The following is a 13,517-nucleotide window of genomic DNA, read 5'->3' as shown; positions in this document are numbered from 1 at the left end:
CGGCCGACCCTACTGTGCCGTTCGTTACCAATCCGACCACAGTCACGGCCGGATGGCTTTCGTGGCAATGGCACGTACCGCTCGAGGGCCGGCCTACCTTTGGCCGGCTTGGTAACGGAGATCACCGACAGGAACGGTGAGCCGTTCGCCGGGGGCGGACCACCTCGGCGCAGCCGCTCCGGGGAGGCGGTAGCGTCTTGCGGGTGGCCGTGACCGATCCCGTGGATACCCGCCTGCTCGCCGCGCTCGCCGACCTCGGCAAGGCCGCGGTGCACGAGCTGGCGGCCAAGGTCGGCATGGATCCGCGCGAGGTCGCCTACCGGCTGGTGGCGTTGTCCGGCAGCGGGCTGCCGCTGCTCGTCGGCGTCGAAAGCGACCCCCAGGGGCTCCGGGCGGCGATCGCGGGCTCGCCGCCGTCGTGGGCGAACCGGCCACCTCAGCAGTTCCAGCCCCCGCCGTCGCAGCCGGTGCCGCAGCAGCCCGCGCCGCCGATGCCGCCGCCGGGCCCGCACGGCGTGCCCTCCGGGCCGTACAACGTGCAAGGCGTGCCTTCGGGGCCGTACAACGTCCAAGGGGCACCCTCGGGGCCGTACAACGTCCAAGGGACGCCGTCCGGGCGGTACCCGGGCCCGCCGCCCCGGCAGCAGCAGCGTCCGCCCCAGCAGTTCGCCCCGCCGCCGGTGGCCCCGGACCCGGTGGTGAGCACGTGGGGCCTGCCGCAGACGGCGTCGTGGGCCCGCGGCGACGAACCCGCCCGCCCCGCGGCGCCGGCCGGCGGCAAGCAGGGCCGGCTCCGCGAGGTCCTGGAAACCCAGGGCCTGGAGGGCGAGCAGCTGTCGGTGCAGCTGCTGGAGGTCCAGGACCCGGCGGACTACCTGTTCAGCGCGGCGGGCTACCGCCTGGAAGAGGGCGAACGCGCGGTGGTCGTGCACACCGAGATCACCAACCGCGGGGCGATCCCGTTCGCCTCGCTGCCGGACAACTACCTCGAGCTGCTCGCCGCCGACGGCACCGCGATCGGCAAGGCCCCGGTCTCGCTGACGTCGCGGCCACCGCACAAGATCGGCGTCCCGCCCGGCGAAACCCTGGGCGGCCACACGGTGTACGTCCTCCCGGACGCGACGCGGGTCGTGTCGGTCCGGTGGAGCCCGCGGCCGGAGCCGGACGAACGCACGCTGACCTGGTCGATCGAGGACTAGTAGCTTTCGTCCTGCAGGATCTTCAGCGCGTTCGCGAGGTCGTCCGGGTACTCCGACTCGAACTCGACCCACCGGCCGTCCGCCGGGTGGGCGAACGCGAGCGTCTTCGCGTGCAGCCACTGGCGGTTCAGGCCCAGGTGGCGAGCCAAAACCGGGTCCGCGCCGTACGTCAGGTCGCCGACGCAGGGGTGCTTCAAAGCCGAGAAGTGGACGCGGATCTGGTGCGTCCGCCCGGTTTCGAGCTTGATGTGGGTCAGCGACGCCGCGCGGAACGCCTCGACGACCTCGTAGTGCGTCACGCTCGGGCGGCCGCCCTGGACAACCGCGAACTTGTAGTCGTGACGCGGGTGGCGGTCGATCGGGGCGTCGATCGTGCCGCGCGTCGGGTCGGGGTGGCCCTGGACGATCGCGTGGTAGCCCTTGTCGACCGTGCGCTCTTTGAACGCGCGCTTCAGCACGGTGTACGCGTGCTCGCTCTTGGCCACCACCATCACGCCGGTCGTGCCCGCGTCGAGCCGGTGCACGACACCCTGGCGCTCGGCCGCGCCCGACGTCGCGATGCGCAGGCCGGCCGCGGCCAGGCCGCCGACGACCGTCGGGCCGGTCCAGCCCGGGCTCGGGTGCACGGCGACGCCGACCGGCTTCGAGATCACGACGATGTCGTCGTCGTCGTGCAGGATCCGCATGCCCTCGACCGGCTCGGCGATGATTTCGACCGGGTTCGCCGGCTCCGGCAGGGTCACTTCCAGGAGGCCGTCCGCGGTGAGCCGGTCCGACTTGCCGGCCGGCTGGCCGTTCAGCAGCACCGCACCGGATTCGGCGAGCTCGGCGACGACCGTGCGGGACAGCCCGAGCATCTTGGCGAGGCCGGCGTCGACCCGCATCCCGTCGAGCCCGTCGGGCACCGGGAGCATCCGCGACGTCACGCCTGTTCCTCCTGCTTCTCGGTCTTCTTCTTGTCCTTGGTCGACGTGCCGTCGTAGTCCTTGCCCAGCAGCGACAGCAGCACGATGAGCGCGCCGCCGACGCAGATCGCCGAGTCGGCGATGTTGAAGATCGCGAAGCCCTTGCCGTTCGGGGCGAACGCCGAGATGAAGTCGACGACGTGGCCCTGCAGCCCGCCGGGCGCGCGGAAGATGCGGTCGGTCAGGTTGCCGGTGGCGCCGGCGAGCACCAGGCCGAGGCCGATGGCCCAGCCGATCGAGCGCAGCCGCCGGGACAGCCAGATGATCGCGATGACGACGGCCAGCGCGACCAGCGCGAGCACCCACGTCATGCCGGTGGCCATCGAGAAGGCCGCACCCGGGTTGCGGATCACCTGCAGGTAGATGAGCCCGCCGAGGATCCGGACCGGCTCCTTGCCTTCGAGGTTGGCGGCGACCAGGTTCTTCGTCACCAGGTCGATCGCCCAGAACACGACCGCGATGGCGAACACCCAGCCCACGCGGCGCTTCGGCAGCAGCGGCTTCGCCGGGACCCCGGGGTTCTCCGGCGCGTCGGCAGCGGGGTCGGGCACCGCCTCGGCGGCGGTGTCGGCGTCGGGTTCGGAGTGGCTGGGCTCGGTGCTCACCCGTCCATTGTCCACGGCTGGTCAGGGTGTGTCGGCGGCAGTGTCGTGGGGGCGCCGCAGGAGGACCGCGAAGGCGGCGGTGAACAGGACGCCCGCCGCGCTCAGCGTGCCGGTCACCGGTGTCGGGAACAGCACGCTGACCAGCATGAACACCACGGTCACGGCCAGCACGAACCAGCTGCGCTCGTAGGCCGCCAGCACCAGCAGCCCCAGTGCCGCGACGAGCTCGCCCCGGACGTCACCGGAGAGCCGCAGCTCCACGGCGCCGACCAGGTCGAGCAGCGGGAGGGCCACCAGGGCGCCCAGGGTGCCGAGCACGAACCGGACGGGCCGCGGCGGCGTGCCGGCCCGGCGCAGGCTCAGCCAGTACCAGCCCGCGACGGCGAGCACCACGCAAGCGAGACCGGCGAGCCAGCCGAGCGCCGCCGGCGGCACGACGTCCACCGCGACGGCGCCGGTCGAGTACCAGCCGCCGGTGCCGCCGACCCCGCCGACCGCCAGGCCGTGGAGCTCCTGGGACATCTGGTAGCCGCGCATGTTCACGAACTCGCCGGCCGCCGGGGCGTCCGGGACCAGCGCGACCACGGCCATCACGAGCTGGGCGAACCCCAGCGCGGCCAACGGGAACCAGAATCGTCGTCCATCCCCCATCGGGGCAGGATAGCGCCGCCGCCAGGACTACGAGGCCCGCGCTCAGCAGAACGGCGGCAGCTCCCGCGGGTCGCCCACCGGAGCCCAGCGGCCGTCGACCTTCGCGTACTCCCAGCGGGCCCCGCGCGCGACGATCTGGCGCAGCGCCAGCACCACGCGGTCGACGTGCTCCTCGGTGCTGCCCAGGCCGAGGCTGACGCGGACCGCCTGCCGGCCGTCGCCGCCGGTGATGCCGATGAGGCGCTGGGCCGCGATATGGGCGCAGAAGGCGCCGTCGCGCACGCCGATGCCGTACTCGGCGGACAGCACTGCCGCCAGCCAGCCCGGGTCGAAGCCGTCGACGACGAAGCTGACCGTGCCGACGCGGTCGACCGGCGCGTCGAACAGCCGCAGCTCGGCGCAGCCCGGAATGCCGGCCAAACCCTTGCGCAGCCGGGTGAGCAGCGCCTGCTCGTGCGCCACGACGGCGTCCCAGTTCTCGCTCAGCTTCTCGCACGCGACGCCGAGCGCGTACACGCCGACAGTGTTGGGCGAGCCGGCTTCGTGGCGCTCGGGCCCGGTGTTCCAGACCACCGCGTCCTCGGTGACGAGCTTGGTCGCGCCACCACCGGCGAGGTACGGCCGGGCGGCGCGCAGCCAGTCGGCGCGGCCGATCAGCGCGCCCGCACCGAAGGGCGCGTACAGCTTGTGGCCGGACACGGCGACGTAGTCGACGTCCAGCTCCTTGATCGAGATCCGGCGGTGCGGGGCCAGCTGGGCGGCGTCGAGCGCGATGCGGGCGCCGTGCCTGCGCGCCACGGCGGCGATCTCCGCCACCGGCAGCAGCTCACCGGTCACATTGGACGCTCCGGTGACCACGACCAACCGGGGCCCCTGCGGGGAATCCGCGAGCGCTTCGTCCACAGCGGACACTGCCGCGAGCCGGGTGCGCGGGGTCGGGATCCGCCGGACGTTCGGCCCCTGCCACGGCAGCAGCGCGGCGTGGTGCTCGGTGTCGAAGACGATCACCGTCGTGTGCCGGGGCAGGCTGCGGGCGAGCAGGTTGAAGGAGTCGGTGGTGTTGCGGGTGAACACGACGGTGTCGGTCCGGCGGGCGTCGACGAAGCGGCGCAGGACGTCGCGGGTGCGCTCGTAGAGACGGGTCGAGACCTGCGACGCGAACCCGGCGCCGCGGTGGACGCTGGCGTACCAGGGCAGGAACTCGTCCACCGCACTGCGGACCGCCTCGAGACAGGGGGCGCTCGCGGCGTGGTCGAGGTTGGCGTAGCCGATGGTTTCGCCGGTGACGAGCGGGACCCGCAGCGAGGCTCCGGCGACGGCCGGGCCGCTTTGTGCGGCAAGGGTTCCGGCGGATTCGGCCGGAGCGGCGAAGACAGCCGGCGCGGTTTCCGGGGCGGTGGTCGTGCTGGTGCGGTCGATGGCGAGAGTCATCGGTGCCTCCTCGGCGGTCCGGGGGACCCCGACGAGGGGCCCGCGCTTGCCCGTCGCACGGCGCGACCGGCCCGGTCTTCACCCGGGGCACCCCACCGCGGTAGGAGGGTTGCCGGCCAGCAAGCCGGGGCTTCGCGCTGGCACTCATGACCTGAGTCAGAAGGTAACCGAGAATCGCGCCGGCGGCCAACCCCCGCCTCACATTCTGAGACGCCGCTCACACACAGTGAAGGCTCAAAGCTTCGCGCGGAAGTGGCCCGGCAGCTGCGTCACGGCGTGGTCGGCGAGGTGCGTCGCCGTGCCGGTGTACTGCTCGGTTCCCGCGGTGAAGAGCCAGCCGCCGATGGTCTTCCCGTCGACCGCCTCACCGTTGACGGCGGCAACGGTCGTGGACAACCGGTCGAACGCCACGCCGTCCCAGTTCGCCGCCGGGGCGTCGGGCAGGGTCCAGAGCGTGAAGTGCACGTGGGCGCCGGTGCTGCTGCCGCCGCACGGGAGCGCGTTGCCGGTCGAGCCGAGCTCGGCCCCGGCCTCGACGTGCTCACCGTCGGTGACCGCGATGCCCTCCATGTGGTAGTACCCGGTCCGCCAGCCGCCGGCGTGGTCGATGGTCACCCAGTCCCCGCCCGCGCAGTGCTGCAGGTGCACGGTGCCGGCCAGCGGCGCGCGCACGGTGCGGTCGGCCGGGCTGACGTCGATGGCGTTCTTGACGCCGGTGTCGCCGTCGTCGGAGTGGATGCCGGCCGAGTAGACCTGCTGACCGGCCTTGAACGGCAGGGCGAGCACCGGGAACGGAGCCACCTCGGCGGTCGCGGCCGGCGCGGCGGCCAGTCCGAGAGCGGCGGTCATCGCGGCGGCCAGAACCGCCCCACGAACGTGCAGTTTCGTCACCGTGCGTACTCCTTTGGCCTAACGCTCACCCATTCGAACTAACCGGATCGAGCGCACAGTAGGCCAAAGGTTGGATCATCGGGAAGATCTTGACGGGCAGAGTTCACCCTCGTGGAAGAAGATCACCAGGTCAGCACGAGAACCGGACAGCGACCGGACAACGAGCAGGTCCGCGACGACCGAGTCGTCCGATCGGTCACGGCACGGCCACGACCACGAACGGGTTAACGACCCGACTCGCCCTTCCAGCGGGCCAGGCGGCCGGCCCGGTCCACCGCGCGGAGCCGGCGTTCGACGGTGTCGCGGACCTCGCTGGTCGTGACCACCAGCAGCTGGTCGTGCTCTTGGAGCCGGCTGGTCTTCTGCGGCGTGAAGCCGGCGCCTTGGCGCACGACCAGGCTGACCGTCGCGCCGACCGGCAGCCGCAGCTCCGACAGGTACACGCCGTGCAGCTTCGACCCGGGCTGGATGCGGACCTGCAGCAGTTCGGCGCCCAGCTCGTCCAGCGGCGCGGAGTCGACTTCGATCTCGTGCGCCTCGGACTTCTTCGCCAGCCCGAGCCACCGCCCGAGCGGCCCGAGCGTCGCGCCCTGGAGCAGCGTCAGCACGATGACCAGCACGAACACCGCGTTGACCAGCCGTTGCGCGCCGGGCACCCCCTGCGACAGCGGGATCATGGCGAGCACGATCGGCACCGCGCCGCGCAGCCCGGCCCACGACAGGAACGCCTGTTCCCGCCACGGCAACCGGAACGGCAGCATGGCCAGCACGACCGAGATCGGCCGGGCCAGCAGCAGCACGACGGCCCCGGCGACCAGGCCCGGCACCACCGCCTCGAGCACCCGGCCCGGGGAGGCGAACAGGCCGAGCAGCACGAACAGCCCGATCTGCGCCAGCCAGCCGAGCCCTTCGGCGAACGACAGCGTGTCCGAGCGGTGCGGCAGCCGCGAGTTCCCGAGCACCAGCGCGGCGACGTAGGTGGCGAGCAGCCCGGACGCGTGCAGCAGCTGCCCGGACGAGTACGCCACCACGCAGACCGCGACCGTGGCCAGCGGGTAGAGGCCGGTCGCCGGCAGCGCGGCCCGGCGCAGCGCGATCCCGCCGAGCCAGCCGAAGGCGAGCCCGATGGCCAGGCCCGCGCCCAGCTCGTAGACCACCAGCAGCGGGAGCGTCCAGTCCACAGTGGTGCCTTCGGCCAGCACCACGACGGCGATGTACGCCGGCGCGTCGTTGATGCCCGACTCGAGTTCCAGCGCTCCGGTGAGCCGTTTTCCGATCCCGGCCGAGCGCAGCACCGAGAACACCGCGGCCGCGTCGGTCGACGCGAGCACCGCGCCCCACAGCAGCGCGAACCGCCAGTCGAGGCCCAGCAGCCAGTGCAGGGCGGCGCCGGTCACCGCGACACTCACCACAACGGCCACAGTGGACAGTGCGATCCCGATGCCCAGTGCGGGTTTCACCGCCGACCAGCGCGTCGTCAGCCCGCCTTCGGCGAGGATCATGACGAGTGCGGCGAGCCCGAGCGACTGGGTCAGCTCCGGGTTGTCGAAGCGGATGCCGAAGCCGGCCTCGCCCAGCAGCACCCCGATCGCGAGGTAGAGCAGCAGCGAAGGCAGGCCCAGCCGGATCGACACGCGCACGGCGAGCACGGAGGCGAGCAGCACGGCGCCGCCGACGCCGAGCAGCACGGGAAGCTGGTCCATGCCGCCTCCCTCCGAGTGCCGTGGGCCCTCAGAATAGTGAAGCGGGCGAGTTAACTCCTTCGTGTACCGCTGGGGCGCGCCGAGGGCGTGGTGTGTTAAGGCCCACCGAGCGCGGCGAGATCGACACCGAGTGCGGCGAAGGGTTTCTCCGCCGCCGGAAACATCTTCACCGCGCGGTGCCCGTCGCGGCCGACCCAGCCGGCTTCGACCGCCCGGTCGAGCAGCGCCGCGGGCAGCGCGCCGGCGAGGTGGTCGCGGCGCTCCGTCCAATCCAGACAGTCGCGCAGCAGCGGCCGCCGCCCGGCGGCGAGGGGCACGCCGAGACCGGCCAGCACCTCGCGGCCACGCCCGGTCAGCGTCAGCCCGTCGGCGGTGTCGAGGAGGCCGGTGGCGAGCATGCCGTCGCGGACGGCGACGCCGAGCACGCCGGCGAGGTGGTCGTAGCAGGTCCGTGCGAACCCGAGCCGCTTCACCCGCAGCGACGACTTCAGCCCGGTCACCGGCCGGTGCTCGGCGTGCTGGGCCAGGTGCTCGATCAGCTCGGCGACGCGCGGGTCGGCGATCCGGACGTAGCTGGCCCGGCCCTGCTTGACCCGGACGACGAACCCGGCGTCGACCAGCCGGGTGACGTGCTCACTGGCCGTGGAGAGCGCGATCCCGGCGGCCTTGCCCAGCTCGCCGACGGTCCAGGCCCGCCCGTCCAGCAGGGCGAGGCACATGGTGGCGCGGCTCGGGTCGGCCAGCACCGCGGCGACCTCGGCGAGAGCGATCGTCTCCATGCGACCACGGTACGGCGGCCACCCTTCGCCCGCGGCCGAAGCGAGGTACCCGGACGGTCGGCTCACGTACCTGGACGGTCGGCTCGCGTACCTGAAGGGTCGGCTCGCGTACCTGGACGGTCGGCTCGTGAGCCGACCCTCTGGGTACGTGAGCCGACTCCCTGGGTACGCGAACCGACCCTCCGGGTACGGGGGGGCTAGAGGGCCTTCAGGAACTTCGCGGCCAGGGTGACCGCCGGGCCCGAGTCGTTCGAGTCCTCCAGGACCACCGCGAACGCGACGTTCCCGCGGTACCCGACGAACCAGCCGGTGGCGTCCGAGCCGTCGCCGAACTGGGCCGTGCCCGTCTTGCCGAACACCTCGCCCGCGCCCGCGGCACCACGACCGGTTCCGCTGGTCACCACCGCGCGCATCATCTTCCGCACCTGGCCGAGCACCGACGCCGGCGGCGGCGAATAACCCTTGACGACCGTCGTCTCGAGGTCGTGCCACAGCCGCGGCGTGATCGCTTTGCCGGACGCGACCGTGGCCGCCATCAGCGCGCCGCCGAGGCAGCTCGCCTGGATCCGGCCCTGGCCGAACCCGTCCTCGACCTGCTCGTCCTTGCTCGCCGCGGGCTCCACCTTGCCCAGCTCGGTGTCGATCCCCGGGATCTCGTAGTCGGCGTTGAGGCCCAGCTCGTCGGCCGCCTTCTGCAGCCCGTTGGCGGGCAGGGCCAGCGCGAGCTGCCCGAACGTCGTGTTGCAGGACCGCGCGAACGCCGTCTGCAGGTTCGTCGCGCCCAGCTCGAAGCCCTCGTTCTTGACCGTCCGCGTCCCGATGGTCGCGACGCCGGGGCAGTCGACCGGCGAGGCAGCGTTCAGGCCGCTCTGCTGGACCGCGGCGACCGACGTCGCGATCTTGAACGACGAACCCGGCTCGTACAGGCCGTGCAGCGCCTTCGGTGCGTTCCCGGCGGCCGCGTTCTGCGCGACGGCCAGGATGTCGCCCGAACCGGTGTCGAGCGCGACCAGCATCGCCGAGCCCTGGTAGCTGTTCACCGCGGCCTGCGCGGAGCTCTGCGCGGCCAGGCTCAGGCTCGACGTCAGCGTCTTGGCCTCGCCGTCGGCCTTCCCGAACAGCGTCTCCACGTTCTTGCCACCGGTGTCGACGCGCTCGACGGCGAAGCCGCCGCCGGCCGCCGCCGTGACCTGTCCCCCGAGCGCCGAACGCAGCAGCGGCGCCGGGTCGCCTTCGACCGCGCGCAGGCCGGCGGACCCGCTGATGAGCAGCGGCTTGCCGTCGCGGTCGGCCACGGCCGTCGTGTCCTGCACGGCCGTGCTGACCACGAGCCGCTGGCCCGCCTCCAGCTTCGGGTGCAGCAGCGACGGCGCCCAGTGCACGAGCCACTTCCCGCCGGTCTGGACCAGCTGGAACGGCACGTCGTAGGTCCAGACCTTCCCCGGCTTCAGCGCCCACGCCAGGCTGAACGTCCCGCCCGTCTGCGTCCCCCCGGCCGGGGTCGGCTGCAGGACCGTCAGCTTGGCCGTCATCGACGACGGGTTCAGCGTGTTCCGCGCGTCCCGCAGGGCGACCGCGGCCGCCGGGGCGGCGTCGGTCAGCCGGCTCGCCGCGTCGGTGTTGTTCTCGGCAAGATCCTGCAGGTACTCGGTGATCGCCGAGTGCGGGTCGAGGGCGCCCGGGCTTTCGACGCTCGTGGCCCCGGCCTCCGCTTCCGGCGTCGCTCCCCCGCCGTTCAGCACGAAGAACGCCGCCACCACGACCACGACCACGAGCAGCGCGCCGCCGATCAGGACGCCGCGTCTCTTGGCAGGACTCATTTCCGCGTACCCCTCCCCCAAGGAACGCCACCGCCGCGGGTGGCCGGCCGATCTTACCGGCCACCCGCGGCGGGCGTCAGGCCTTTGCGACCGAGACCGTCACCTTCGTGCCGTCGCCGACCGTGCCGGCGGAGCCGTCGGCCACCGGGGCGTGGGTCACCGACGTCGCCAGCGTCTCCGACGCCAGGAACTCCTGGTGCGTCCGAGCCGCTTCGACGACGTCGGCAGGCGCATCGACGGTCAGCGAGATCCGGTCGGCGACGTCCAGCCCGGCGTCGCGGCGCGCCTGCTGCACGACCCGGACCAGGTCGCGGACCAGGCCCTCGGCCGCCAGCTCCGGCGTCACCTCGGTGTCGATCAGGACCAGCCCGGACCCACCGGGCAGCTCCGCCGCCGCGCCGCCGCCCTTGGCGACCAGCCGCCGCTCGAACTCGCCTTCCCGCAGCGAGATCCCGGCCGCGACGACGGTGTCGCCCTGCAGCGACCAGTCACCCGCCTTGACGGCCTTGATCACGGTCTGGACGTCCTTGCCCAGGCGCGGGCCGGCGGCGCGAGCGTTGACCGCGACCTCGAACCCGCCGTGCGCGGCGACGTCGGTGGTCAGCTCGACCGCCTTGACGTTCACCTCGTCGCGCAGGATGTCGGCGAACGGCGCCATCGACTCGGCGTCGCCGGCCGCCACGACCAGCGAAGACAGCGGCAGCCGCACGCGCAGCTTGTTGCTCTTGCGCAGCGACAGCGCCGACGACGCCACCTGCCGCACCCGGTCCATCGCGGTGACGAGCGCCGCGTCGGCGGGCAGGTCGAGCGCGTTCGGCCAGTCGGTGAGGTGCACCGAGCGGCCGCCGGTGAGCCCGCGCCAGACGACCTCGGTGGTCAGCGGCAGCAGCGGCGCCGCGACCCGCGACGTCACCTCGAGCACGGTGTGCAGCGTGTCGATCGCGTCCTTGTCGCCCGCCCAGAAGCGGTCGCGGGAGCGCCGGACGTACCAGTTCGTCAGCGTCTCCAGGAAGTCCCGCACGGTCTGGCACGCGCCCGCGACGTCGTAGCTGTCCATCGCGTACTCGACGTCGGTGACCAGCTCGTGCGTCTTCGCCAGGACGTACCGGTCGAGCACGTTCGGCGAATCCGTGCGCCACTTGCCTTCCACACCCTCGGCGTTCGCGTACAGCGCGAGGAAGTAGTACGAGTTCCACAGCGGCAGCACGGCCTGGCGGACGGCGTCGCGGATGCCCTTGTCGGTGACGACCAGGTTGCCGCCGCGCAGGATCGGGCTCGCCATCAGGTACCAGCGCATGGCGTCGGAGCCGTCGCGCTCGAACACGTCGTTGACGTCCGGGTAGTTGCGCAGCGACTTCGACATCTTCGCGCCGTCCGAGCCCAGCACGATGCCGTGCGCGACGCAGGCGCGGAACGCCGGCCGGTCGAACAGCGCCGTCGCGAGCACGTGCAGCAGGTAGAACCAGCCGCGGGTCTGCCCGATGTACTCGACGATGAAGTCGCTCGGGTAGTGGTGCTCGAACCACTCGGCGTTCTCGAACGGGTAGTGCACCTGGGCGTAGGGCATCGAGCCCGAGTCGAACCAGACGTCGAGGACGTCCGGGACCCGGCGCATGGTGGACGCGCCCGTGGGGTCGTCCGGGTTCGGCCGGGTCAGCTCGTCGATGTAGGGCCGGTGCAGGTTGTCCAGCCGCACGCCGAAGTCGGCCTCCAGCTCGTCGAGCGAGCCGTAGACGTCGGTGCGCGGGTACGCCGGGTCGTCGGACTGCCACACCGGGATCGGCGTGCCGAAGTAGCGGTTGCGGGAGATCGACCAGTCGATCGCGTTCTCCAGCCACTTCCCGAACTGGCCGTCCTTGACGTTCTCCGGGTACCAGGTGATCTGCTGGTTCAGCTCGACCATCCGGTCCTTGAACTGCGTCACCGCGACGAACCACGACGAAACCGCGCGGTAGATCAGCGGGTTCCGGCAGCGCCAGCAGTGCGGGTAGGAGTGGTCGTAGGTCTCGTGCCGCAGCAGCACGGAACCCTGCTGCCCGGCCGAACCCGTGCCGTTCTTGAGGTCCCGGACGATGTTCGGGTTGGCGTCGAAGACCTGCTGGCCCTCGTAGTCGGGCACGGTGGCGTCGAACTTGCCGTGCGCGTCGACCGGCGTGACCGGCGGGATGCCGGCGGCGTCGGTGACCACCTTGTCGTCGGCGCCGTAGGCGGGGGCGATGTGGACGATCCCGGTGCCGTCATCGGTGGTGACGTAGTCGGCGGCGAGGACCCGGTGCGCGTTCTCGGTGTCGGTGAAGTACGGGAACGGTGGCGCGTAACGGGTTCCGAGCAGCTGCTCACCCGTGTAGCGCGCGACGACCGCCGGCTCCTCGCCGAGCTCACGCTCGTACGCGGCCACCCGCGCCTCGGCGAGCAGGAACCGCTTGCCGGGGAGGTTCTCGCTCTCGACGACGACGTACGGCACCTCGGGGTGCACGGCCGTCGCGAGGTTCGACGGGAGCGTCCACGGCGTGGTCGTCCAGATCAGCAGGTAGGTGCCGTCGAGCTCGTTGCCGTTGCCCTCCAGCCGGAAGCCGACCGTGACGGCCGGGTCCTGCCGGTTGCGGTAGACGTCGGCGTCCATGCCCAGCTCGTGGTTGGACAGCGGCGTCGCGTCGCGCCAGCAGTAGGGCAGGACGCGGTAGCCCTCGTAGACGAGTCCCTTGTCCCACAGGCGTTTGAACGCCCAGAGCACCGACTCCATGTAGGTGACGTCGAGGGTCTTGTAGTCGTTGTCGAAGTCGACCCAGCGGGCCTGGCGGGTGACGTAGTCGCGCCACTCGTCGGTGTAGCGGAGGACGGACTCCTGCGAAGCGGCGTTGAACTTCGCGATGCCCATCTCTTCGATCTCGGACGTCTCGGTGATGCCGAGCTGGCGCATCGCTTCGAGCTCGGCGGGCAGGCCGTGGGTGTCCCAGCCGAAGCGGCGCTCGACCTTGCGGCCCTTCATCGTCTGGTAGCGCGGCACCAGGTCCTTGACGTACCCGGTGAGCAGGTGGCCGTAGTGCGGCAGGCCGTTGGCGAACGGCGGGCCGTCGTAGAAGACGTACTCGTTGTCGCCGTTTTCGCCGGCGGAGCGCGCGTCGATGGATGCCTGGAACGTCCGGTCCGTCTCCCAGTAGGCGAGGACCTGCTTCTCCAGCTCGGGGAAGGACGGCTGCGACGGCACACCCGCGCTGTCGTCGAGCTTGGCCTGGGGGTACATCCCGGTGCTCCTCGGTTCGTCGCTCTCGTACGGACAACCGGGTTTCCGGTCACCCACACGGGGACGAAACGCCTTGGCGGCGCACCGCGGTACCACCCCGCTTGCCCGGCAGAGTGCACCGGGCCGCTCGTTCGACGGCTGTCACGGGCCGCACCCGTCCGGTTCTACTGAGAGCCGAAGCTCGGTTCTTCCGGAGGCTCCCCGGTGATGGCCGGATCGACGCCTTGCT

Annotated in this window: 10 protein-coding genes and 1 riboswitch; of the genes, 1 reads left to right on the top strand and 9 read right to left on the bottom strand. The window is 72.0% G+C overall.

Going from position 1 to position 13,517, the window contains the following annotated elements:
* The first annotated feature begins 203 nt into the window (after nucleotides 1-203).
* Nucleotides 204-1,199, top strand: a complete 996-nt coding sequence (locus tag AB0C38_RS09525) for an AsnC family protein (RefSeq protein ID WP_360669201.1) — start codon at nucleotides 204-206, stop codon at nucleotides 1,197-1,199.
* On the opposite strand, the gene AB0C38_RS09520 is transcribed toward AB0C38_RS09525, so the two are convergent.
* From AB0C38_RS09520 to ileS, 9 genes are all read right to left on the bottom strand, one after another.
* Complete coding sequence (locus AB0C38_RS09520; protein ID WP_360669198.1) at nucleotides 1,196-2,125, bottom strand: RluA family pseudouridine synthase; 930 nt, start codon at nucleotides 2,123-2,125, stop codon at nucleotides 1,196-1,198. The two genes, AB0C38_RS09525 and AB0C38_RS09520, sit on opposite strands and share 4 nt — an antisense overlap.
* Entirely contained in the window at nucleotides 2,122-2,715 is a 594-nt protein-coding gene (lspA, locus tag AB0C38_RS09515; RefSeq protein ID WP_360669958.1) for a signal peptidase II, read from the bottom strand. The genes AB0C38_RS09520 and lspA overlap by 4 nt, the downstream gene beginning before the upstream one ends.
* 75 nt (nucleotides 2,716-2,790) lie before the next feature.
* Nucleotides 2,791-3,420 (bottom strand): hypothetical protein, encoded by a 630-nt coding sequence (locus AB0C38_RS09510; RefSeq protein ID WP_360669195.1) that lies wholly within the window; start codon nucleotides 3,418-3,420, stop codon nucleotides 2,791-2,793.
* Nucleotides 3,421-3,462: 42 nt separating this feature from the next.
* Nucleotides 3,463-4,851, bottom strand: a complete 1,389-nt coding sequence (locus AB0C38_RS09505; protein ID WP_360669192.1) for an aminotransferase class V-fold PLP-dependent enzyme — start codon at nucleotides 4,849-4,851, stop codon at nucleotides 3,463-3,465.
* Between the two features lie 37 nt (nucleotides 4,852-4,888).
* Nucleotides 4,889-5,003, bottom strand: a riboswitch (SAM riboswitch).
* An 82-nt stretch (nucleotides 5,004-5,085) separates the two neighbouring features.
* Nucleotides 5,086-5,742, bottom strand: coding sequence for a M23 family metallopeptidase (locus AB0C38_RS09500; protein ID WP_360669189.1), 657 nt, complete (start codon nucleotides 5,740-5,742; stop codon nucleotides 5,086-5,088).
* 224 nt (nucleotides 5,743-5,966) lie between these two features.
* Nucleotides 5,967-7,445, bottom strand: a complete 1,479-nt coding sequence (locus tag AB0C38_RS09495) for a potassium/proton antiporter (RefSeq protein WP_360669186.1) — start codon at nucleotides 7,443-7,445, stop codon at nucleotides 5,967-5,969.
* Between the two features lie 95 nt (nucleotides 7,446-7,540).
* Nucleotides 7,541-8,224 (bottom strand): helix-turn-helix domain-containing protein, encoded by a 684-nt coding sequence (locus tag AB0C38_RS09490; RefSeq protein WP_360669183.1) that lies wholly within the window; start codon nucleotides 8,222-8,224, stop codon nucleotides 7,541-7,543.
* Between the two features lie 197 nt (nucleotides 8,225-8,421).
* Nucleotides 8,422-10,044 carry a penicillin-binding transpeptidase domain-containing protein gene (locus AB0C38_RS09485; RefSeq protein ID WP_360669180.1) on the bottom strand — a complete coding sequence of 541 codons (1,623 nt, stop codon included), beginning with the start codon at nucleotides 10,042-10,044 and terminating at the stop codon, nucleotides 8,422-8,424.
* Nucleotides 10,045-10,120: 76 nt separating this feature from the next.
* On the bottom strand, nucleotides 10,121-13,288 hold the full coding sequence (ileS, locus tag AB0C38_RS09480; RefSeq protein WP_360669177.1) for an isoleucine--tRNA ligase: 3,168 nt from the start codon (nucleotides 13,286-13,288) through the stop codon (nucleotides 10,121-10,123).
* Nucleotides 13,289-13,517: the final 229 nt, after the last annotated feature.

The organism is Amycolatopsis sp. NPDC048633 (genome assembly GCF_040650695.1).
GTDB lineage: Bacteria > Actinomycetota > Actinomycetes > Mycobacteriales > Pseudonocardiaceae > Amycolatopsis.
Note: the sequence above shows the minus strand (reverse complement) of the source record. Positions and strands in the feature narration are given on the sequence as shown.

Coding starts and splice junctions, on each gene's coding strand:
- ileS (WP_360669177.1), bottom strand. CDS start 13,288: ATGTACCCCCAGGCCAAGCTCGACGACAGCGCGGGTGTGCCGTCGCAG.
- AB0C38_RS09485 (WP_360669180.1), bottom strand. CDS start 10,044: ATGAGTCCTGCCAAGAGACGCGGCGTCCTGATCGGCGGCGCGCTGCTC.
- AB0C38_RS09495 (WP_360669186.1), bottom strand. CDS start 7,445: ATGGACCAGCTTCCCGTGCTGCTCGGCGTCGGCGGCGCCGTGCTGCTC.
- AB0C38_RS09505 (WP_360669192.1), bottom strand. CDS start 4,851: ATGACTCTCGCCATCGACCGCACCAGCACGACCACCGCCCCGGAAACC.
- AB0C38_RS09510 (WP_360669195.1), bottom strand. CDS start 3,420: ATGGGGGATGGACGACGATTCTGGTTCCCGTTGGCCGCGCTGGGGTTC.
- AB0C38_RS09490 (WP_360669183.1), bottom strand. CDS start 8,224: ATGGAGACGATCGCTCTCGCCGAGGTCGCCGCGGTGCTGGCCGACCCG.